This window comes from Pseudomonas sp. ANT_H4, from assembly GCF_008369295.1.
In the GTDB taxonomy this organism is placed as follows: Bacteria; Pseudomonadota; Gammaproteobacteria; order Pseudomonadales; family Pseudomonadaceae; genus Aquipseudomonas.
Genome location: NZ_VOBG01000004.1, coordinates 183,736 through 203,820, shown reverse-complemented (window position 1 = coordinate 203,820; position 20,085 = coordinate 183,736). Strand labels below are relative to the sequence as shown.

The window sequence follows — 20,085 nt, the reverse complement described above, 5'->3', positions numbered from 1 at the left end:
AGATCAGGAATCGAGAGGTCCGAACGGACTGGGTCGTTGTTCAACCAGCGCCGTAGTAAAAGTGTCGCTCTCAAGCTCCATCCGCTCACGCACGAGTACAGGCCCGAACAACTCCGAATAGCGCTCGAAATTATTACGGTACCAATCGACCAGCAGCGGGATGTCTGTATGCAGGCTGTGCCGTGGCGACCAGCCCATGGCCTGGAGCTTTTCCCATGAGACCGAGTAGCGGCCATCGTTGAAAGGACGATCCGGCACAAAGTCGATCAACTCGGACGAGTCCTTGCCAAAGGCGTTGCTGATCAACTCGGCTACCTCCAGGTTGGTGTATTCCTCGGTGGTGCCGATGTTGTAGACCTCGCCCACCGCACCGTGCTCGGCAACGAATACCACCGCTTCGGCGAAGTCCACGGCACTGAGGTAGTGGCGTCGATAGCTGCCATTTCCGTGCAAGGGCAAACGTCTTTCGGTCAACAGGTGGCTGATGAATCGCGGAATGATTTTTTCCGGGAACTGGCGGATGCCGTAGAGGTTGTTGGCTCGAATGATCACGATGGGCTCGTGATAGGACTGGACATAGCCTTGCAGAATCATCTCTGCCGCTGCCTTGGACGACGAGTAGGGGTTGGTCGGGCGCAAGACTTCATCCTCGCTCGCCGCACCACTCATGATCTGACCGTAAACCTCGTCGGTGCTGACATGAATGATCTTTTTTACCTTTTCCTGACGGCAAGCCTCCACCAGGCTGTGGGTCCCAAGGACATTGGTCCGGGTAAACTCCAGGGAGTTGCCAAAAGAGTTGTCGACATGGCTTTCGGCAGCCGCGTGAATGACCAGATCGGCCCCCTTCACGACACGCCGACACAAATCGAGATCTGTCACATCGCCAACCAGCAACTGGACGCGATTGGAAAAAACGTGATGGGAGATATTCCTGAAATCCCCGGCATACGTCATCTTGTCGAGGACCACTACCTTCGAACTCGGAAAGCGCCGACACACCTCATCAACAATATGCGACCCAGCAAAGCCCGCCCCGCCTGTAATGACTATTTTGCGCATAACCCGAATCTCCCCGATCACAGGACCGTTTAAGAATTCAACGTTTTAGACCCAGCCATAAGCCCCTTCTGGATACTGCGCAAACGGGGGCATGTCTCCACGCTTACTACTGCATTGACTGCCACACCAAAGGGCGGCACTTCAATATCAAAATACCATCACCAGCGCTTCTGAACTCTAGCTGCTCGCTATTGATTCACCAGTCGCACCACGGTTATTTTTTTTAAAAAATTGCAGCAATCCCAGCAACATCAAAAGGCCGGCAACATTTGAACCAAGGTATATCTGGGCCAGGGTGACAAGTGACAGTCGGTCACGCCAGAAGTAAGCCAAAACCACCACTACCAGCAGGATGGAGCCATGGTAGAACACGTTACTGACCGGAGCGCGAAGGGCCAGAAGGCCCAGTTGTACAGGCGCGGCACAGGCGACAGCTAACAGGCCGAGGGCCAGGAATACCAGCGCGGGAGCACCTGCGGTAAAGGGTTCGCCATACAGCTGACGCAGCAATGTGCCACCTTCAAAGGTGACCACAAGTAACAACACCAGAGCGGGAATCAGAAATAGCAACGCACGCCTGAACACATACGCCACAAAATCGTGTCCCTGCGCCTCTTTATAGTGCGCAATGAAGCGTGGACGAAAATAATTGGTCAGGGCAATGAGCAGCGGGTTGATCAGGTTGGTCAGCGCAACACAGGCGGCGTAGAGCCCGGTCTGGCCTTGCCCGCCACCCAGCAGTGCCAGCCATGGATACAATTGGACGCTGGCCACATGGCAAAGTCCGCCACCCACCAGCCAGGCGCCATAGCCAAAAAAATCACGCAAGCTCTTGCAGAGCGTTCCCGGACCAATGGCCACAAAGCGCTCTTGTACCATCGACAGGAACACAACAAATGCGATCCCGGAGACTGCGCCGATGGTCCAGAAAACGTTGTTGGCGTTCAGTCGATCGCTGGCCAGCAGCCAGCCCAGCAATACCAGTTGGCCAGCAGCCGTGAGCAGGTCAAGCAACAAGGCCGAAACAGAGCGGCCGATGACATAGAAATGTCGACGCAGAAACTCGCGCAGCACCAAACAGAAAACTGCTACCGGCAAGGCCGGCCAGAGCTCGGCCAGTATTCCCGTGCCGAGCACATGAAACAGCGTCAGGCCCAGTGCGACCACCAGACCCAGCAACAGCGTACCCAGCAAGGCCGCCGGAAACAGTTGCGCCTGCTCACCTTCCTGACGCGCTCGAAAATAGGTGTAGGGGGTGGCGATCAGCGTATCGCCCAGGGAAATAATCAAAAAGCAGAAGGTATAACCCAAGGCATATGCGCCCAGTGCCTCCTGCGAAACCCATCGACCGAGTGCCAGACCTGTAAGAAAGCTGGCCAGGCTTTGCGCGGCCTGCCCACCGATCACCCACAGGATGTCGTACACACGACCGAACCGGCGACTCACTGAGCGAATGCTTTGCATAGACCCGACCCCAAGAAGAGCTATTCCATCCCCGAACAACATCAAAAAAGGATACTGGCCCAGTGACAGTAACTCCCACTCAGAATGAATAGCTCCTCAGGCCCAGATTGGCAAACCATACACGGCGCAAAACAGCCGAACGGTCAGTTTCTGAGTTTGAAAGCCGAGTGGATACCGACTGTGGGCTACATGACTGCCCAAGAAGCACACCGAGACATCAGCCGCTATCTGATGCATCGATACAACTGGATTTGGCCCCACCCTTAAGCAAGGTCAAAGGGTAACGCAGACCATCAACATACCCGTCTGATCAACCGCACATACACCGCGATATTGATCAACAACACCAGGGCGCCCAGGCCCAGTTGGATCTGCGGGGTCAGCCCGGCGGGATAAATCAATGTGAGGATGTAGTGCTCGATAAAACCGCCGCCATAACCGTCTTGCCCGGCGAGGTGTCGGAACAGATTTTCCCAACTGGTCAGCGGGCAGGGCAGGTGGAAGACTTCGACGGCGACGCCCCACGCGGCAGCAGGCAGGTGCAGCCAGATGACGGGGCGCCACTTGAGGGCCAGCAGTGCGCCAAACAGTACGAACAGGATAAATAACAGGTGAAACAGCACCAGGCTGTCGGCGGCTAGGCGATAAAACATCATGAATTCCGTTTGCAGTGCAATTATTCGATCACGCAGGGCATGGACCAAGTGAGTGCAAGTGAATGATATCAATATGATATTGTTGTTCGCTGGCCGCTACTCGTCGAGCAGTGGTTGAAGCAATCATCAGACAAGGAAGCCGCAATGGCTCACGAAGTTAGTGTCAATTTTCACCAGAAAGTCGTCCTGAGCAAAGATATTGAAGTCGAGGTCAAGGCTGACGGCGCAAGGCTTGGGAAGATCCTGATCAGCAAGGGCAATATTGAATGGGTGCCTGCGGGTAATAGTGTCAACAAGCACCGTCTGAGCTGGAAGCAGTTTGCCGCGTTGATGGAAGATGAAGGTCAGGTTAAGAAAATCAAATAATCGGCCGTCTCTTGCGCCGTTATTAGCGCCGCGTTGTTTTGATGCTTGTGCTCGCTTGAGATAAGCGAGCCTTGGCGTTCCAGCTGATAGGTAGTGACTTCAGGCATCCGCTACCTTTCTGGTCGCAGATCCTTAACGGTTGCTTACAGGCAACCCCGGCCGTTATTGTGCTGAATCCTTTTAGTCTTCAACGTCTGCGGCGTGCTGCTGCGCCGACGTCCCTGCCAACGGATCTGTTGTGATGAACGCACCGCGTACTGCTGTCGGCCCGATCAAGGCCGTGATTTTCGATATGGACGGGTTGTTGCTGGACACTGAAGGCATCTACACCGAAGTCACGCAAATCATCGCCGAACGCTACGGTCGTACCTACGACTGGAGTATCAAGCAGCACATCATCGGGCGTGGCGCCCAGGACCTGGCCGAGTACGTGGTCAAGGCCCTGGAATTGCCGATTACACCCGCAGAATTCCTAGTGATCCGCGAGCCGCTGATGAGCGCGCGCTTCCCCAAAGCCCTCGGCATGCCGGGCGCTGAAGCGCTGGTGCGGCACTTGAAGGCCCACAACATTCCGATTGCCGTGGGTACCAGTTCATCGCGCAATTCCTTTGGCCACAAGACCACCCTGCATAAGGAATGGTTTAGTTTGTTCGACACCATCGTCACCGCCGACGACCCAGAAGTTGGTGCCGCCAAGCCTGCGCCGGACATCTTCCTCACCGCCGCCCGCCGTCTGGGCATAGCGCCCGAGAATTGCCTGGTGTTTGAAGATTCACCCTTCGGCGTCACCGCCGCCAAAGCCGCGAACATGACCGCCATCGCCGTGCCGGATGAAGCCATGGCCGACAGCAAGTACCACCACGCCGACCAGATCATCCGCCAGTTGGCGGACTTCGACCTTGCGGCTTACGGCTTGCCGCCGTTGCGCTGATCCACCTGGCTAAACCGGCATCCTTGCCGGTTTAGCCACTGCACAACACCTGTGTTCAGCCTCTGGTTTTATGGGCAGGCAGATCAAGAGCGAGATCAAAAGCCAGCGCCAATCCGCTTTTCTGTGGGGGCTGGCTCGCCTGCGATGGGCTCACAGGCACCGCATTCATCCAGGATGCCCGTGTCATCGTTAACGACCATCGCGAGCAAGCTCGCTCCTACAGGTGGCAGTAGATCCGCTCTTGCTTCTCACCACTCAGGTCGGCTACCAGGCCGCCGTGCTTTTGCTTTTGATCTTAGGCGCCCCGTTAAACCACGATGGCTGAACGCAGGTGTTGCGCAGTGGGTAAACCGGCAGGACGCCGGTTTAGCCGCGTTGGGCCAAGGATGGCCCGTCGCGGCGGCCCACGGAGCAATGCCGCAGAGAAGGCATGCCGAGCCACAGCGAGGCACCGAGTGGTGGGGCAAGAGCCTTTGGTTACTTTGGGCTTTTCAAAGTGACACGCCGTAAGGGCGTAACCCCAAGTCGCCCTGACCAAAATAACGGATATGTACCCAACCCAACCCAACAAGCCAACTCCCACATCTGATCTCTGTCAGATCAAAGAGTGCATTTCAGACCGATCAAGCACTGAACCCACCGTCAATCGTCAAACTCGCGCCAGTGATATACCCAGCTTCCGGCCCCACCAGATATGCCACAAAACTGGCAATCTCTTCTACGCGGCCATAACGCCCAACCGCCATGAGCCCGATCAGGCTCTCGGCAAAATCACCGTTGGCCGGATTCATATCAGTATCCACCGGGCCTGGCTGCACGTTGTTGATGGTAATCCCCCGAGGCCCCAGGTCCCTCGCCAGGCCTTTGGTCAAGCCCACCAGCGCCGCCTTGCTCATGGCATACGGACCACCACCGGCAAATGGCATGCGCTCGGCGTTGGTGCTGCCGATGTTGATGATGCGGCCACCTTCGCCCATATGCTTGGCTGCTTCCTGAGTGGCGATAAACACGCTGCGCACGTTGATGGCTAGGGTCTGGTCAAAGTCTTCCAGTTTGAAATCTTCCAGTGGCCCCACTGCCAGTACGCCGGCGTTGTTCACCAGGATATCCAGGCGCCCGAACGCTTCGACGGTAGCGCTGACCGCATTGCGAATGGCAGCGGCATCGGCGCTGTCAGCATGTATCGCCAGGGCTTTGCCGCCGTCGCTGATCACGCTGTTTTGCAAGTCTTGGGCCTTGGCCGCAGAGCTGACGTAGGTGAAGGCAACTGCTGCGCCTTGCGCCGCGAGGCGTTTGACGATGGCGGCACCGATGCCGCGGGAACCGCCCTGGATCAAGGCGACTTTGCCGCTGAGATTTTGTGTGGTCATGTCGATCTCCCAATTATTCAAGGCGGGGCTGCCTTGGTGTTGGCGCCGAGTATCGACCACACAACCCTGTCTCGGTAGACCGTGATTGCTATAGTCTGTGTAAACCAAAAGTTTAGAATGTGACGATATGGAAAGCTTTGGCAGTATCGAATGCTTCGTGCGCAGCGCTGAAGGTGGCAGCTTTGCCGAAGCCGCTCGGCACCTGAGCCTGACCCCGGCTGCCGTCGGCAAAAGCGTTGCCAAGCTGGAAGCGCGCCTGGGTGTGCGCTTGTTCCAGCGCAGCACCCGGCGCTTGACCCTGACCGAAGCCGGCAAGCTGTTTCTGGAGGAGGTCAGCAGTAGCCTCACCACCATCCAAAACGCCGTGGCCAACCTGGCCAGCGCCGAAGGACGGCCGGTGGGCACGCTCAAAGTCAGCATGGGCACTGTGTTCGGTAATCGCTATGTGATGCCGTTGCTGGGGGAGTTTCTGAAACGTTTCCCCGATATCAGCCCGGATTGGCATTTCGATAATCGCCAGGTGGACCTGATCGGCCAAGGCTTCGACGCCGCCATTGGCGGTGGTTTTGACCTGCCTCAAGGGGTGGTCGCGCGCAAATTGACCCCGGCTCACCGAGTTCTGGTGGCCTCACCGGATTACCTGGCGCGACGCCTGCCGGTGCTGTCGCCCGAGGACCTGGCACGGTGCAACGGCATCCTGATCCGCTCGCCACAAACCGGGCGAGTTCGTTCCTGGCAACTGACCAGTCGCAGTCACGAGCACCGGCCATTGGTGCTCAAGCCGGGAATGACCATGAGTGACTCCGAAGCCGCCTGCTGCGCCAGCGCCCAAGGCCTTGGCATTGCCTTGGTGAGCATGCCGATGGCGGTGCCATTCCTCGACAGCGGCGAGTTGCAGCGAGTCCTGCCGGACTGGTACGTCGACGACGGCAACATCTCTCTCTACTACGGCGAACACAAACTGCTGCCGGGCAAGACCCGGGCCTTCGTCGACTTCATCATCGAGCAGTTTGCCGAACAGCAATTGGGCCAGCGGTTCAGCGCAGTTTGACTGAGTTAAACCTCACCCCTTGCTGATGATATTCCCCGCATGTAGCCCGCATTCCTTCTGGGTTGCTTCTTCCCACCACCAACGGCCTTCGCGCTCGTGCTGGTTCGGCAACACCGGGCGGGTGCAGGGCTCGCAGCCGATGCTGATAAAGCCGCGTTCGTGCAGGCTGTTGTACGGCAATTCCAGCATGCGGATGTAGCCCCAGATCTCCTCGCTGGTCATTTGTGCCAGCGGGTTGAATTTGTACAGGGTGCGTTCCGGGGTGGAGAAGGCCGTGTCGATTTCCATCGCTGCCACTTGGCTGCGGGTGCCGGGGCTCTGGTCGCGGCGCTGGCCGGTGGCCCAGGCGCTGACGCTGGAGAGCTTGCGTCGCAGCGGTTCGATCTTGCGCACGCCGCAGCATTCACCATGGCCGTCCTTGTAGAAGCTGAACAGGCCCTTTTCCTTGACGAAAGGTTCCAGCTTGCTTTGGTCCGGGGAGATCAATTCGATATCGATTTTGTAGAAATCCCGCACTTGCTCGATAAACCGGTAGGTCTCCGGGTGCAGACGGCCGGTGTCGAGGCTGAACACCTTGACGTTTTTGTTCAGCTTCCAGGCCATGTCTACCAGCACCACGTCCTCGGCACCGCTGAAAGAGATCCACAAGTCGTCGCCGAACTGGCTGAACGCCAGTTTGAGGATGTCCTGGGCGGACTTGTTGGCATAAGTCGCGGCGAGTTCAGCGACGTCGAAGGCTTGGTTCATCAGGACGGTTCCTACAGGTCAGTGGCGCTGAGCGCTCTATAGGAGGCGATGGTAACAAAATCCGCTCTGCGTTGCGGCGGCGAGCATGAATCGCTAGAGTTCGGCAGTCCTTTTTTTGCTCGCTCAACTTAACAATATCAATGGGAGTGTGTTGTGGAAATTGCCTGTCTCGACCTGGAAGGGGTGCTGGTTCCGGAAATCTGGATCGCCTTCGCCGAAAAAACCGGTATTGAATCCCTGCGGGCCACCACTCGGGACATTCCCGACTACGACGTGCTGATGAAGCAACGCCTACGGATTCTCGACGAGCACGGCCTCAAACTTTCTGACATCCAGGAAGTGATCGCCACCCTCAAGCCGCTGGATGGCGCCATCGACTTCGTCACCTGGCTGCGCGAGCGCTTCCAGGTGGTGATTCTGTCGGATACGTTCTATGAGTTTTCCCAGCCGCTGATGAGCCAGTTGGGCTTTCCGACCTTGCTCTGCCATCGGTTGATTACCGACGAGAATGATCGGGTGGTGAGTTACCAGTTGCGTCAGAAAGATCCCAAGCGTCAGTCGGTGTTGGCTTTCAAGAGCCTGTACTACCGGGTGATTGCTGCCGGGGATTCCTACAACGACACCACTATGCTGGGCGAGGCCGACCAGGGCATCCTGTTCCACGCACCGGAGAATGTGATTCGCGAGTTCCCGCAGTTTCCGGCGGTGCATACATTTGAGGATTTGAAGCAGGAATTCATCAAGGCGTCGAATCGGCCGTTGAGCCTGTGATTCTCTGGTGACGGGAAGCTAAGAGACCTACGAACTTTGTAGGCTTCAATCTTGTGTCGAGGGGCTTTTTGTGGCGAGGGGGCAAGCCCCCTCGCCGCAGGGTATTTGGTTACAGCCCTTCCAAGGTTTCCAGCAATACTCGCACCTTGGTTATCGACTCTTGATACTCCGCCTGCCACTCGGAGTCGGCGACAATCCCGCCACCGCCCCAGCAACACACCTGCCCATCCTTGACCAGCAAGCTGCGAATGGCGATGGAGCTGTCCATCTCCCCGCGCACGTCCAGGTACAACAATGAGCCGCAGTACAGTCCGCGCCGGGTCGGTTCCAGTTCGTCAATAATCTGCATCGCGCGAATCTTCGGCGCGCCGGTGATCGAGCCGCCGGGGAAGCTGCCGGCGATCAGGTCCAGGGCGTCTTTATCAATCGCCAATTCGCCGGTGACGCTACTGACCAGATGGTGAACGTTGGGATAACTTTCCAGGCTGAACAACTCTGGCACCTTCACCGAGCCAGTGCGGCAGGTGCGGCCCAGATCGTTGCGCAGCAGATCGACGATCATCAGGTTTTCTGCACGATCCTTGGCGCTGGCCAGGAGTTCGGCGGCGTTGGCAGCGTCTTCGCTGGGTGTCAGCCCGCGCGGGCGCGTGCCCTTGATCGGCCGGGTTTCTACCTGGCGTTCGCTGACTTTGACGAAACGCTCGGGCGACAAACTCAGTACCGCGCCATCGTCCGGCAGGCTCTGGAACCCCGAAAACGGCGTTGGACAGGCTTCGCGCAGAGCGCAATAAGCTACCCACGGATCGCCGATGCAAGGCGCGCGAAAGCGTTGGGCGAAGTTGACCTGATAGCAGTCGCCAGCCTGGATGTAGTCCTGGATGCGGGCCAGGGCTTGTTCGTACGCCTCGGCGGTCAGGTCCGGGGTCATTGCGCCGTGCAGTTTGAAGGTGGCGGGCGCACTGGCGGCGGGCTGGCTGAATAGCGTCGCTAGGCGTTGCCGCTCGCCTTCGCTGAGTTTGGGGTGAAACACCAACTGGCTGGTAAGCGCCTGATGGTCGCTGATCAATGCCCAGGCATACAGGCCAAAGCGCGCATCGGGCAGGCGCAGATCATCCACGGCCTGATGCGGCAGCTGTTCTAGGTGACGGCCGAAGTCGTAGCTGAGGTAACCGATCAGCCCGCCGGCAAACGGCAGTTCATAAGGGGCGGGCAGGGAGGCTTCACCCAATAGCGTCAGGTTCTCCCGTAGCCGTTGCAGGAAATCGCTGCCGCTTTCATCCGGCCAAACCGCCAATGTCGCTTCCGGCCAGGCACTGAGCAAATCATAGCGACCACGCTCGGCACTCGGCCGGCCACTGTCTAGCAGCACCGCACCGGGGGCATGTCGAATAGCCGCGAAATACTCGGCAGGGTTGGCTCGGTAGGGCAGGGGGTGTACGGAACAGGTCAACATGCTGTGTGGATCAGCCTTGGGGGGTAGCTCCAAGCTCCAAGCTTCAAGCCACGAGTTAAATGACACAGCTGCTCTTTCTTGCAGCTCGTAGCTTGCCGCTTGTAGCTGCCTTTATCCTTCCACCGCCGGAATATGCCCAAACATCTCCTGCGCAAACTTCACCCGTTCTTCCGGCGTTTCCGTCACGCCGGCCGTCTTCAGCTCTTCCAGTCGCGCTTCCACTGCGTGGGTACGTAAGGTTAGGCCGCAGTCGTTGGCGATCTGGATATTCAGCCCCGGTCGGGCATTGAGTTCAAGGATCAACGGACCTTTTTCCTGGTCCAGCACCATGTCCACGCCGATATACCCCAGCCCGCACAGCTCATAGCAGCCCGCTGCGAGCTTCATGAAGCCGTCCCAGTTGGGCAACTGCACGCCATCCACCGCGTTGGTAGTGTCGGGGTGTTTGGTGATGATGTTGTTTAGCCAGGTACCGCGCAGGGTCAGGCCAGTGGCCAAGTCTACGCCGACGCCGATGGCGCCCTGGTGCAGGTTGGCCTTGCCGCCGGACTGACGGGTTGGCAGGCGCAGCATGGCCATCACCGGGTAGCCCATCAGCACGATGATGCGGATGTCCGGCACGCCTTCGTAGCTGATGCTTTTGAAAATTTGGTCCGGGACCACCCGGTATTCGATCAGCGCGCGATCGCGGTGGCCGCCCAGGGAATACAGGCCGGTGAGGATGCTGGAAATCTGGTGTTCGATTTCTTCATGGCTGATGATCTTGCCGGACACCGTGCGATAACGGCCTTCAAAGCGGTCGGCAATCACTAGGATGCCGTCACCGCCGGCGCCCTGGGCCGGCTTGATCACGAAGTCGCTGCGCCCGCCGATGATCTCGTCGAGCTTGTCGATTTCCTTCTCGGTGGAGATCACCCCGTATAGCTCCGGCACATGAATGCCGGCGGCGATGGCCCGTTCCTTGGTGATGATTTTGTCATCGACGATAGGATACAGGCTGCGCTTGTTGTACTTGAGTACGTAGTCGGCGTTACGCCGGTTGATGCCCATGATGCCCCGCGCTTCCAGGGCCTTCCAGGTCTTCCAGAAGCCGAACATTACGAGTCAGCCTTGATGAAGGCCTTGAAACGCACCAGTTCGGTCAGGCGGTAGCCGCGATAACGACCCATGGCCAGCATAAAGCCCACCAGGATCAGCAGGATCGCAGGGAAGGTGAAGACGAAGTAGATCAACTCCGGCACGCTCATGATCAGGTGCGCCAGGGACGCGGCGAACAGCGTGCCGATCGCTACTTTCATGGCATGGCCGCCACCGCGCTCTTCCCAGGTAATGGACAGGCGTTCGATGGTCATGGTCAGGATCACCATCGGGAACAGCGCAACCGACAGCCCGCGCTCCAGGCCCAGCTTATGGCTGAACAGGCTGATGGCCGCGATCAGCACCACCACGAAGGTCAGCACCACCGACAACCTCGGTAGCATCTGCAGCTTCAAGTGTTCCAGGTACGACCTGAGGGATAAGCCCAGCGCGGTAATAATGGTGAATAACACGATGCCGAAGCCCAACTGCGTCTCACGGAACGCCAGGGCAATCAGCACCGGCGTAAACGTGCCCAGGGTCTGCAGGCCGATCAGGTTGCGCAGGATCAGGATCACCAGCACGCCAATCGGGATCATCACCATGATCATGAAGGTCTGCTGGGTTTGCAGCGGCAGGCCGTAGAGCGAGTATTCGAGGAAGTTGGCGTCGGTGTTTTCGTCGGTCAGCTTGGCCAGGCGAATGGCGTTCATTTCGCTGTTGTTCAGGCTGAAGGTCACCATGGCCTTCTTGCCGCCGTCGACGGTGATCAGGTTTTCGTCACCGGTCCACCACAGCAGGCGGTCAGACGGCAGGCCTTGTTCGCCGGTGTCCGGGTTGAAGTACAGCCAGTCATTGCCATTGAAGCTGCGCAGCCACAGTTCTGGGGTTTGCGGCTGGTCGGCGACGAGGCGGATGGTGTGGACCTTTTCCACCGGCACGTGGGCGATGGACAGCAGCAGTTCGACAATCTTGGCTTTGTGCGGCGTCGAGGGGTCGCCCGCCAGCAGCAGCTTGACGTTGTCGTCGCTGAGGTTGTTGGTGCGTTTGATGGCTTCGCTGATAAAGGTTTCGACGTCCGCCGAGTGCTGGCGGATTGGCGCAAGCAGGGCTTCTGCGGCGATTTTTTCCGGGCCCTCGACGGCGATGCTGTCGCGGAAAGTCGGGCCCTTGACCTTGATCTTCTCGCCGCTGTAGCGCTTGGTTAGCACCAGGCGGTAGTAGAGGGTTTGGTTACCCTTGGCGCGGCGCGCCGACCAGGTGACCTTGCGATTGCCGTCGACGCGATTGACGCTCACTCCGTAGTTATTGGAGATGAAGCTTTCATTGAGGCTGACGTAATCGCGGCTCAGGGGCGGCACGAACATCTGGATCTTCACCGGGTCCTTGGCGTTGGCGACGAACTCGACCTTGGCGTCGATGTTCCACAGGTCGTCGGTGGCATCTTCGGTCACCGGGATGCCCAGGACGAAAATCTGATAGGCCGTGATCGAAATGCCCAGCACCACCAGGACAGCGATCAGGATTTTCAGGTGCAGATTAAGAGCGCGCATTGGGATTACTCGGCGGTATGAGCGTCGGTGGCGCAGGCAGGTTTGCCCGCCGCGTATTTAAGACTGGGGTCGACCAGCGCATCAAAGCGTTTCAAGGCTTCGGAGCCGATCAGCAGCGGGTATTGGAAAGCGCTGCGGTCAGTCAAGTTCACTTCGATGCTGCGTAAAGCGGTGCCCATGCAGATGTCCAGGGCAATCACTGGACGGGCGGTGTAGTTTTTGTCCTCATCGGGGTCGTAATCGCCGGCGCGGCGCTTGATCTTGCTGACGCGGGCCAGAGGACGTTCGATGGGGTGGGAGTGAGCGGTATCGATGGCGAGGTAGAAACGCACCCAGGATTCACCGTTGCGCTTGAAACGCTTGATGTCGCGGGCACTCAGGGAGGCGGTCTTGGCGCCGGTGTCGAGTTTGGCGGCGACTTCCAGGTCAATGCCGGCCAGTTTGGCGTATTCATTGAGGCCATACACGGTCTTCTCGGCGGCAGAGCCAAGGCCCGGTATAAACAGTAGGCAAAACAATAGGGGGAAGGGCTTGAGTCTCATAAATCCTGAGGCGGTGCAGTGCGATGTTTGATTCAAGGCGACTGGCATTGCTGCGCAAGCTCCCTCGTGCGCCTTTTCATCTTTGGATGTCAGGCAAATGCGGCGGGCATTCTAACATGAAGGTTTTCTGACGCCAGCGCTGGCAGGCGGCCATGCCCAGATAAAGAGCAAGGTGGGTTATTAGACGATTGTCGACAATATGTATTTATTCTTTGACTATCTTGGGCTGATTGGCTAGTTTTTGCGACATTGCTTTTAAAGGTGTCGACAATATGCTGGATCAGCTGGTAATTCCGGTCGCGGCGCAGGACGATTCCCAGACCATGTCGGAGAACGTCTTCCGGCGAATCCAGGCCGCCATCGTCAAGGGTGAAATCGCCCCTGGCAGCAAGATCTCCGAGCCGGAACTGGCGCGCACTTACGGTATCAGCCGTGGCCCGCTGCGCGAGGCGATTCACCGCCTGGAAGGCCAGCGCCTGCTGGTGCGCATCCCCCACGTGGGTGCGCGGGTGGTTTCCCTCAGCCAGGCCGAACTGGTGGAGCTCTACGAAATCCGCGAGTCCCTGGAAGGCATGGCTTGCCGGCTGGCTGCCGAGCGCATGACCGACGAAGAGATCGAGGAACTACGCCAGGTGCTGCACACCCACGAGCGCGATGCGGCGTTCCAGGCCGGCGTAGGCTACTACCAGCAGGAAGGTGACTTCGACTTTCATTACCGGATAATTCAAGGCGCCGGCAATCGCACCCTGACCCAAATGTTGTGCGGCGAGCTGTATCAGTTGGTGCGCATGTACCGCATCCAGTTTTCCGCTACCCCCAATCGTCCACGCCAGGCCTTTGCCGAGCATCATCGGATACTTGACGCGATTGCCGATCGCGACGGTGAACTGGCCGAATTGTTGATGCGCCGTCATATCGGCGCTTCCAAACGCAATATCGCGCGTCATTTCCCGGACAGCGCCCACCAGACAGCCACTCCACGAGGTGAGTCATGAGTTCCAACAACAAGAGCACTCCAGGCCAGCGCTTTCGCGATGCCGTCGCCAGCGAGCATCCGCTGCAAGTCGTTGGTGCGATCAACGCCAACCATGCCTTGCTGGCCAAGCGCGCCGGGTTCAAGGCGATTTACCTGTCCGGTGGCGGGGTGGCCGCAGGCTCCCTCGGCGTGCCGGACCTGGGCATTACCAGCCTGGATGACGTGCTGACCGATGTGCGCCGTATCACCGATGTCTGCGATCTGCCGCTGTTGGTGGATGTCGACACCGGTTTCGGCTCTTCGGCGTTCAACGTGGCGCGCACCGTCAAGTCGATGATCAAGTTTGGCGCGGCGGCGATCCATATTGAAGACCAGGTGGGCGCCAAGCGCTGCGGTCATCGCCCGAATAAAGAAATCGTCTCCCTGCAGGAAATGGTCGACCGCATCAAGGCAGCGGTCGACGCTCGCACCGATGACAGCTTCGTGATCATGGCCCGCACCGACGCCCTGGCCGTCGAAGGCCTGGAATCAGCCCTGGAACGTGCCGCCGCGTGCATCGAGGCCGGCGCCGATATGGTCTTCCCTGAAGCCATCACCGAACTGGACATGTACAAGCTGTTCGCCGCCCGCGTGAAGGCGCCGATCCTTGCCAACATCACCGAATTCGGCGCCACCGCGCTGTACACCGTCGAACAGTTGAAATCTGCCGATGTTTCCCTGGTGCTGTACCCGCTGTCGGCATTCCGGGCCATGAACAAGGCCGCCGAAAACGTCTACACCGCAATCCGTCGCGACGGCACCCAGCAGAACGTGATCGACACCATGCAAACCCGCATGGAGCTTTACGATCGCATCGACTACCACACCTTCGAGCAGAAGCTCGACGCGCTGTTTGCCGCCAAGAAGTAATGGTCCAAGCGCTTTTCCAGTAAAGAGCCTAATAAATACAAGATTGGAGATAACCATGGCTGAAGCAAAAGTATTGAGTGGCGCTGGCCTGCGTGGCCAGATCGCCGGGCAGACCGCACTGTCCACCGTGGGCCAGGCCGGCGCCGGCCTGACCTATCGCGGCTACGACGTGCGCGAACTGGCCGCCGACGCGCAGTTTGAAGAAGTCGCCTACCTGCTGCTGTACGGCGAACTGCCGACCAAAACCGAACTTGCTGCCTACAGCGCTAAGCTGAGCAAGCTGCGTGACCTGCCGCAAGCGCTGAAAGAAGTGCTGGAACGCATCCCCGCCGACGCCCACCCGATGGACGTGATGCGCACCGGTTGCTCGTTCCTGGGCAATATCGAGCCGGAGAAAGACTTCAGCGTGCAGCACGACATCACCGACCGCCTGCTGGCCGCGTTCCCGGCGATCATGTGCTACTGGTATCGCTTCAGTCACGAGGGTTTACGCACCAACTGCGTGACGGATGAGGCCTCCATCGGCGGCCACCTCCTGCACTTGTTGCATGACAAGAAGCCGAGCGAGTTGCACGTCAAGGTCATGAACGTCTCGCTGATTCTCTACGCCGAGCACGAATTCAACGCCTCCACCTTCACCGCACGGGTCTGTGCCTCGACCCTGTCGGACCTGTATTCCTGCGTCACCGCCGCCATCGGCTCCCTGCGCGGCCCGCTGCACGGCGGCGCCAACGAAGCGGCGATGGAGATGATCGAGCGTTTCTCTTCACCGCAAGAAGCCATCGAAGGCACTCTCGGCATGCTGGCGCGAAAGGACAAGATCATGGGCTTTGGCCACGCGATCTATAAAGACAACGACCCGCGCAATGAAGTGATCAAGGGCTGGTCGAAAAAACTCGCTGACGAGGTGGGCGACACGGTGTTGTTCCCGGTTTCCGAAGCCATCGACAAGACCATGTGGGAACAGAAGAAACTGTTTCCCAATGCCGACTTCTACCATGCCTCGGCGTACCACTTCATGGGCATCCCGACCAAACTGTTCACGCCGATTTTCGTCTGCTCGCGCCTGACCGGCTGGGCGGCTCATGTGTTCGAACAGCGTGCCAACAACCGCATCATCCGTCCGAGCGCCGAGTACACCGGCGTCGAACAGCGCAAGTTCGTGCCAATCGAACGTCGCTGAGTGGAGAAACCGCTGATCTCGGGGTGAAACCGGATCAGCACCGGTTCTTCCTTTTGCAACTACCGTGACCGAGTCCTGACGATGAACACTGAACACCGCAAACCGCTGCCCGGCAGCCGACTGGAATACTACGACGCCCAAGCGGCCGTCGATGCCATCACCCCCGGCGCCTACGCCACCTTGCCGTACACCTCCCGTGTGCTGGCAGAAAACCTCGTGCGCCGCTGCGACCCGGCGACCCTCAATGCGTCCCTTGGCCAACTGATCGACCGCAAGCGCGACCTCGACTTCCCGTGGTTCCCGGCCCGCGTGGTCTGTCACGACATTCTCGGCCAGACCGCCCTGGTGGACCTCGCCGGCCTGCGTGACGCCATTGCCCTGCAAGGCGGCGACCCATCCCAGGTCAACCCGGTGGTGCCGACCCAATTGATCGTCGACCACTCCCTGGCCGTGGAAAGTGGCGGTTTCGACCCGGACGCTTTTGAGAAAAACCGAGCCATCGAAGACCGCCGCAACGAAGACCGTTTCCACTTTATCGAGTGGACCAAAAAAGCCTTCAAGAACGTCGACGTGATCCCGCCGGGCAACGGCATCATGCACCAGATCAACCTGGAGAAAATGTCTCCGGTGATCCAGGTGCGTGACGGCGTGGCCTTCCCCGATACGTGCGTCGGCACCGACAGCCACACCCCTCACGTGGACGCCCTGGGCGTGATCGCCATCGGTGTTGGTGGCCTGGAAGCCGAGAGCGTGATGCTCGGCCGCGCCTCGTGGATGCGCCTGCCGGAGAGCGTCGGCGTCGAGTTGACGGGCAAGCTGCAACCGGGCATCACTGCCACCGACATGGTGCTGGCGTTGACCGAGTTCCTGCGTCAGCAAAAAGTCGTCGGCGCCTGGCTGGAATTCTTCGGTGAAGGCGCGTCGAAGCTGACCCTGGGCGACCGCGCCACCATCTCCAACATGGCCCCGGAATACGGCGCCACGGCGGCGATGTTCTACATCGACCAGCAAACCATCGCTTACCTGAAACTCACCGGCCGTGAAGACGAACAAGTCACCCTGGTGGAGCAGTACGCCCGTCACACCGGCTTGTGGGCAGATAGCCTCAAAGGCGCGCAATACGAGCGCGGGCTGACCTTTGACTTGTCCTCCGTCGTGCGCAACATGGCCGGCCCGAGTAACCCTCACGCCCGTGTCGCCACCAGCGACCTGGCGGCCAAGGGCATTTGCGGGCAGTGGGACGATGTGCCGGGGCAAATGCCCGACGGCGCGGTAATCATCGCCGCCATCACCAGTTGCACCAACACCAGCAACCCGCGCAACGTGATTGCCGCAGGCCTGCTGGCGCGCAACGCCAACAAGCTTGGGCTGGAACGCAAGCCGTGGGTCAAGTCGTCCCTGGCGCCGGGCTCCAAAACGGTGGCCATGTACCTCGACGAAGCCGGGTTGACCACGCAGCTTGAGCAACTGGGTTTTGGTGTGGTGGGATTTGCCTGCACCACCTGCAACGGTATGTCCGGCGCGCTGGACCCGGTGATCCAGCAAGAGATCATCGACCGTGACCTGTACGCCACCGCCGTGCTGTCGGGTAACCGCAACTTTGACGGACGGATTCACCCGTACGCCAAGCAGGCATTCCTCGCCTCGCCGCCGCTGGTAGTCGCCTACGCCATTGCTGGCACCATCCGTTTCGACATCGAAAAGGACGTGCTGGGCCTGGACGCCAATGGCCAGGAAATCCGCCTGAAAGACATCTGGCCCAGCGACGAAGAAATCGACGCGGTGGTCAAGGCGTCGGTCAAGCCGGAACAGTTCCGCCAGGTCTATATTCCGATGTTCGCTATCCACGAAGACACCGGCCCGAAAGTCGAGCCGCTGTATGACTGGCGCCCGCAAAGCACCTATATCCGCCGCCCGCCGTACTGGGAAGGCGCGTTGGCCGGTGCCCGTCCGCTCAAGGGCATGCGCCCGCTGGCGGTGCTGCCGGACAACATCACCACCGATCATCTGTCGCCGTCCAACGCCATCATGTTGGACAGCGCCGCCGGTGAATACCTGGCGAAAATGGGCCTGCCGGAAGTCGACTTCAACTCTTACGCAACCCACCGTGGCGACCACCTGACCGCCCAGCGCGCCACCTTCGCGAACCCGAAGCTGTTCAATGAAATGGTCGTCGAGAACGGCAAGGTCAAACAGGGCTCACTGACGCGCCTGGAGCCGGAAGGCAAGGTCACGCGGATGTGGGAAGCGATCGAAATCTACATGGAACGCAAGCAGCCGCTGATCATCATTGCAGGCCAGGACTATGGCCAGGGTTCGTCCCGGGACTGGGCAGCCAAAGGCGTGCGCCTGGCCGGTGTCGAGGCGATTGCCGCCGAAGGCTTCGAGCGTATCCACCGCACCAACCTGGTGGGCATGGGCGTGTTGCCGCTGGAGTTTTTCCCCGGCACTGACCGCAAGACGCTGGGTATTGATGGCAGCGAAACCTATGACGTGATCGGCGAGCGCACCCCGCGCGCCACGCTGACGTTGGTGATCAACCGCAAAAATGGCGAACGCGTCGAGGTGCCGATGACTTGCCGCCTCGACACCGCTGAAGAAGTGTCGATCTACGAGGCGGGTGGCGTGTTGCAACGTTTTGCCCAGGACTTCCTGGAATCGGCAGTGACCGCCTGATAACTGTGGCCGGGGTTTATACCCCGGCCCATGAGGAAAACCATGGCACACGTACCTCAGATCAAAATCCCCGCCATCTACATGCGTGGCGGCACCAGCAAGGGCGTATTTTTCAGCCTCAAGGACCTGCCCGAATCGGCCCAGGTGCACGGCGCGGCCCGCGATGCCTTGCTGCTGCGCGTGATCGGCAGCCCCGACCCTTACGACAAGCAAATTGACGGTATGGGCGGCGCCACGTCCAGCACCAGCAAAACCGTGATCCTCGCCAAAAGCACCCGTGCTGATCACGATGTGGATTACCTGTTTGGCCAGGTTTCCATCGACAAGCCTTTCGTCGACTGGAGCGGCAACTGCGGCAATCTGTCGGCGGCGGTGGGTTCCTTCGCCATCAGCAGCGGCCTGATGGACGCCGCACGTATTCCCCACAACGGCGTGGCCGTGGTGCGGATTTGGCAGGCCAATATCGCCAAGACCATCATCGCCCATGTACCGATCACCAACGGCGCGGTGCAGGAAACCGGTGACTTCGAACTGGACGGCGTGACCTTCCCTGCGGCTGAAGTGCAGTTGGAATTCATGGACCCGGCGGCAGAAGAAGAGGGCGGTGGTGGGTCGATGTTCCCTACCGGCAACCTGATCGACGACCTGGAAGTGCCCGGTGTCGGCACCTTCAAGGCCACACTGATCAATGCCGGGATTCCCACCATCTTCATCAACGCCCAGGACCTGGGCTACACCGGTACCGAGTTGCAGGGTGCGATCAATAGCGACCCGAAAGCCTTGGCGATGTTCGAGACCATTCGTGCCCACGGTGCGTTGCGTATGGGCTTGATCCAACATCTGGACGAAGCAGCCAAACGTCAGCACACGCCGAAGGTGGCGTTTGTGGCGCGGCCTGCGGACTATGTGGCGTCCAGCGGCAAAGCGATTGCGGCGGGCGATGTCGACCTGCTGGTGCGGGCGCTGTCCATGGGCAAGTTGCACCACGCGATGATGGGCACCGCGGCGGTGGCAATTGGCACGGCCGCGGCGATTTCCGGGACCTTGGTCAACCTTGCAGCGGGTGGTGTGGAACGCAGCGCCGTGCGCTTCGGACATCCGTCGGGCACCTTGCGCGTTGGCGCTGAAGCCAGCCAGATCAACGGCGAATGGGTCGTGAAAAAAGCCATCATGAGCCGCAGTGCGCGGGTGTTGATGGAAGGCTTCGTCCGTGTCCCGGGCGATGCTTTCTAAACCTGTGGCGAGCGGGCAAGCCCGCTCGCGACAACAAGCATCCAGCATCACCCATAAGAAAACCA

18 protein-coding genes are annotated in these 20,085 nt (G+C 59.4%); 9 read left to right on the top strand and 9 right to left on the bottom strand.

Annotated features, from left to right (window positions below; translation table 11 throughout):
• Nucleotides 1-3 precede the first annotated feature (3 nt).
• The 3 genes from FQ182_RS07265 to FQ182_RS07250 form a co-directional block, all read right to left on the bottom strand.
• The gene (locus FQ182_RS07265) at nucleotides 4-1,062 is read right to left on the bottom strand and encodes a GDP-mannose 4,6-dehydratase (protein WP_149412058.1); all 1,059 of its coding nucleotides are present in this window, start codon (nucleotides 1,060-1,062) and stop codon (nucleotides 4-6) included.
• Between the two features lie 177 nt (nucleotides 1,063-1,239).
• Nucleotides 1,240-2,526 carry a lipopolysaccharide biosynthesis protein gene (locus FQ182_RS07260; protein ID WP_149412057.1) on the bottom strand — a complete coding sequence of 429 codons (1,287 nt, stop codon included), beginning with the start codon at nucleotides 2,524-2,526 and terminating at the stop codon, nucleotides 1,240-1,242.
• A 293-nt stretch (nucleotides 2,527-2,819) separates the two neighbouring features.
• The gene (locus FQ182_RS07250; RefSeq protein WP_149412056.1) at nucleotides 2,820-3,179 is read right to left on the bottom strand and encodes a DUF2784 domain-containing protein; all 360 of its coding nucleotides are present in this window, start codon (nucleotides 3,177-3,179) and stop codon (nucleotides 2,820-2,822) included.
• A 147-nt stretch (nucleotides 3,180-3,326) separates the two neighbouring features.
• Between FQ182_RS07250 and FQ182_RS07245 the strand changes: the two genes are divergently transcribed.
• On the top strand, nucleotides 3,327-3,548 hold the full coding sequence (locus FQ182_RS07245) for a hypothetical protein (RefSeq protein WP_149412055.1): 222 nt from the start codon (nucleotides 3,327-3,329) through the stop codon (nucleotides 3,546-3,548).
• A gap of 241 nt (nucleotides 3,549-3,789) precedes the next feature.
• Nucleotides 3,790-4,479 (top strand): HAD-IA family hydrolase, encoded by a 690-nt coding sequence (locus FQ182_RS07240; protein ID WP_149412054.1) that lies wholly within the window; start codon nucleotides 3,790-3,792, stop codon nucleotides 4,477-4,479.
• 623 nt (nucleotides 4,480-5,102) lie between these two features.
• On the opposite strand, the gene FQ182_RS07230 is transcribed toward FQ182_RS07240, so the two are convergent.
• Nucleotides 5,103-5,849 carry a 3-oxoacyl-ACP reductase family protein gene (locus FQ182_RS07230; RefSeq protein WP_149412053.1) on the bottom strand — a complete coding sequence of 249 codons (747 nt, stop codon included), beginning with the start codon at nucleotides 5,847-5,849 and terminating at the stop codon, nucleotides 5,103-5,105.
• Nucleotides 5,850-5,976: 127 nt separating this feature from the next.
• Between FQ182_RS07230 and FQ182_RS07225 the strand changes: the two genes are divergently transcribed.
• Complete coding sequence (locus tag FQ182_RS07225; RefSeq protein WP_149412052.1) at nucleotides 5,977-6,900, top strand: LysR family transcriptional regulator; 924 nt, start codon at nucleotides 5,977-5,979, stop codon at nucleotides 6,898-6,900.
• A gap of 12 nt (nucleotides 6,901-6,912) precedes the next feature.
• Here the strand turns inward: FQ182_RS07225 and FQ182_RS07220 are convergent, their stop codons facing one another.
• A complete protein-coding gene (locus tag FQ182_RS07220; protein WP_149412051.1) occupies nucleotides 6,913-7,647 on the bottom strand; it encodes a phosphoadenylyl-sulfate reductase in 735 nt (244 codons plus the stop codon).
• A 153-nt stretch (nucleotides 7,648-7,800) separates the two neighbouring features.
• Between FQ182_RS07220 and thrH the strand changes: the two genes are divergently transcribed.
• The gene (thrH, locus tag FQ182_RS07215) at nucleotides 7,801-8,418 is read left to right on the top strand and encodes a bifunctional phosphoserine phosphatase/homoserine phosphotransferase ThrH (protein ID WP_149412050.1); all 618 of its coding nucleotides are present in this window, start codon (nucleotides 7,801-7,803) and stop codon (nucleotides 8,416-8,418) included.
• Between the two features lie 109 nt (nucleotides 8,419-8,527).
• Here thrH and pabB read toward each other — a convergent pair whose 3' ends face one another.
• The 4 genes from pabB to FQ182_RS07195 all read right to left on the bottom strand — a co-directional run bounded on the left by pabB (nucleotide 8,528) and on the right by FQ182_RS07195 (nucleotide 13,043).
• Complete coding sequence (gene pabB, locus FQ182_RS07210; RefSeq protein ID WP_149412049.1) at nucleotides 8,528-9,871, bottom strand: aminodeoxychorismate synthase component I; 1,344 nt, start codon at nucleotides 9,869-9,871, stop codon at nucleotides 8,528-8,530.
• Nucleotides 9,872-9,982: 111 nt separating this feature from the next.
• Nucleotides 9,983-10,969, bottom strand: coding sequence for an alpha-L-glutamate ligase-like protein (locus tag FQ182_RS07205; RefSeq protein ID WP_149412048.1), 987 nt, complete (start codon nucleotides 10,967-10,969; stop codon nucleotides 9,983-9,985).
• Entirely contained in the window at nucleotides 10,969-12,501 is a 1,533-nt protein-coding gene (locus FQ182_RS07200; protein ID WP_149412047.1) for an inactive transglutaminase family protein, read from the bottom strand. The genes FQ182_RS07205 and FQ182_RS07200 overlap by 1 nt, the downstream gene beginning before the upstream one ends.
• 5 nt (nucleotides 12,502-12,506) lie before the next feature.
• Nucleotides 12,507-13,043 (bottom strand): ATP-dependent zinc protease, encoded by a 537-nt coding sequence (locus FQ182_RS07195; RefSeq protein WP_149412046.1) that lies wholly within the window; start codon nucleotides 13,041-13,043, stop codon nucleotides 12,507-12,509.
• 272 nt (nucleotides 13,044-13,315) lie between these two features.
• Between FQ182_RS07195 and FQ182_RS07190 the strand changes: the two genes are divergently transcribed.
• From FQ182_RS07190 to prpF, 5 genes are all read left to right on the top strand, one after another.
• Nucleotides 13,316-14,038, top strand: coding sequence for a GntR family transcriptional regulator (locus FQ182_RS07190; protein ID WP_149412045.1), 723 nt, complete (start codon nucleotides 13,316-13,318; stop codon nucleotides 14,036-14,038).
• Nucleotides 14,035-14,928 (top strand): methylisocitrate lyase, encoded by an 894-nt coding sequence (prpB, locus tag FQ182_RS07185; RefSeq protein WP_149412044.1) that lies wholly within the window; start codon nucleotides 14,035-14,037, stop codon nucleotides 14,926-14,928. The genes FQ182_RS07190 and prpB overlap by 4 nt, the downstream gene beginning before the upstream one ends.
• 55 nt (nucleotides 14,929-14,983) lie before the next feature.
• The gene (gene prpC / locus FQ182_RS07180) at nucleotides 14,984-16,111 is read left to right on the top strand and encodes a 2-methylcitrate synthase (RefSeq protein WP_149412043.1); all 1,128 of its coding nucleotides are present in this window, start codon (nucleotides 14,984-14,986) and stop codon (nucleotides 16,109-16,111) included.
• A gap of 81 nt (nucleotides 16,112-16,192) precedes the next feature.
• A complete protein-coding gene (gene acnD, locus FQ182_RS07175; protein ID WP_149412042.1) occupies nucleotides 16,193-18,787 on the top strand; it encodes a Fe/S-dependent 2-methylisocitrate dehydratase AcnD in 2,595 nt (864 codons plus the stop codon).
• A 42-nt stretch (nucleotides 18,788-18,829) separates the two neighbouring features.
• A complete protein-coding gene (gene prpF / locus FQ182_RS07170; protein WP_149412041.1) occupies nucleotides 18,830-20,020 on the top strand; it encodes a 2-methylaconitate cis-trans isomerase PrpF in 1,191 nt (396 codons plus the stop codon).
• Nucleotides 20,021-20,085: the final 65 nt, after the last annotated feature.

What these genes read in the sequence shown, in the direction of transcription:
- FQ182_RS07240 (WP_149412054.1), top strand. Translation starts at nt 3,790, where the DNA reads ATGAACGCACCGCGTACTGCTGTCGGCCCGATCAAGGCCGTGATTTTC.
- pabB (WP_149412049.1), bottom strand. Translation starts at nt 9,871, where the DNA reads ATGTTGACCTGTTCCGTACACCCCCTGCCCTACCGAGCCAACCCTGCC.
- prpB (WP_149412044.1), top strand. Translation starts at nt 14,035, where the DNA reads ATGAGTTCCAACAACAAGAGCACTCCAGGCCAGCGCTTTCGCGATGCC.
- FQ182_RS07220 (WP_149412051.1), bottom strand. Translation starts at nt 7,647, where the DNA reads ATGAACCAAGCCTTCGACGTCGCTGAACTCGCCGCGACTTATGCCAAC.
- acnD (WP_149412042.1), top strand. Translation starts at nt 16,193, where the DNA reads ATGAACACTGAACACCGCAAACCGCTGCCCGGCAGCCGACTGGAATAC.
- FQ182_RS07200 (WP_149412047.1), bottom strand. Translation starts at nt 12,501, where the DNA reads ATGCGCGCTCTTAATCTGCACCTGAAAATCCTGATCGCTGTCCTGGTG.
- FQ182_RS07230 (WP_149412053.1), bottom strand. Translation starts at nt 5,849, where the DNA reads ATGACCACACAAAATCTCAGCGGCAAAGTCGCCTTGATCCAGGGCGGT.
- FQ182_RS07260 (WP_149412057.1), bottom strand. Translation starts at nt 2,526, where the DNA reads ATGCAAAGCATTCGCTCAGTGAGTCGCCGGTTCGGTCGTGTGTACGAC.
- FQ182_RS07245 (WP_149412055.1), top strand. Translation starts at nt 3,327, where the DNA reads ATGGCTCACGAAGTTAGTGTCAATTTTCACCAGAAAGTCGTCCTGAGC.
- prpF (WP_149412041.1), top strand. Translation starts at nt 18,830, where the DNA reads ATGGCACACGTACCTCAGATCAAAATCCCCGCCATCTACATGCGTGGC.
- prpC (WP_149412043.1), top strand. Translation starts at nt 14,984, where the DNA reads ATGGCTGAAGCAAAAGTATTGAGTGGCGCTGGCCTGCGTGGCCAGATC.
- FQ182_RS07265 (WP_149412058.1), bottom strand. Translation starts at nt 1,062, where the DNA reads ATGCGCAAAATAGTCATTACAGGCGGGGCGGGCTTTGCTGGGTCGCAT.
- FQ182_RS07225 (WP_149412052.1), top strand. Translation starts at nt 5,977, where the DNA reads ATGGAAAGCTTTGGCAGTATCGAATGCTTCGTGCGCAGCGCTGAAGGT.
- FQ182_RS07190 (WP_149412045.1), top strand. Translation starts at nt 13,316, where the DNA reads ATGCTGGATCAGCTGGTAATTCCGGTCGCGGCGCAGGACGATTCCCAG.
- FQ182_RS07205 (WP_149412048.1), bottom strand. Translation starts at nt 10,969, where the DNA reads ATGTTCGGCTTCTGGAAGACCTGGAAGGCCCTGGAAGCGCGGGGCATC.
- FQ182_RS07250 (WP_149412056.1), bottom strand. Translation starts at nt 3,179, where the DNA reads ATGTTTTATCGCCTAGCCGCCGACAGCCTGGTGCTGTTTCACCTGTTA.
- FQ182_RS07195 (WP_149412046.1), bottom strand. Translation starts at nt 13,043, where the DNA reads ATGAGACTCAAGCCCTTCCCCCTATTGTTTTGCCTACTGTTTATACCG.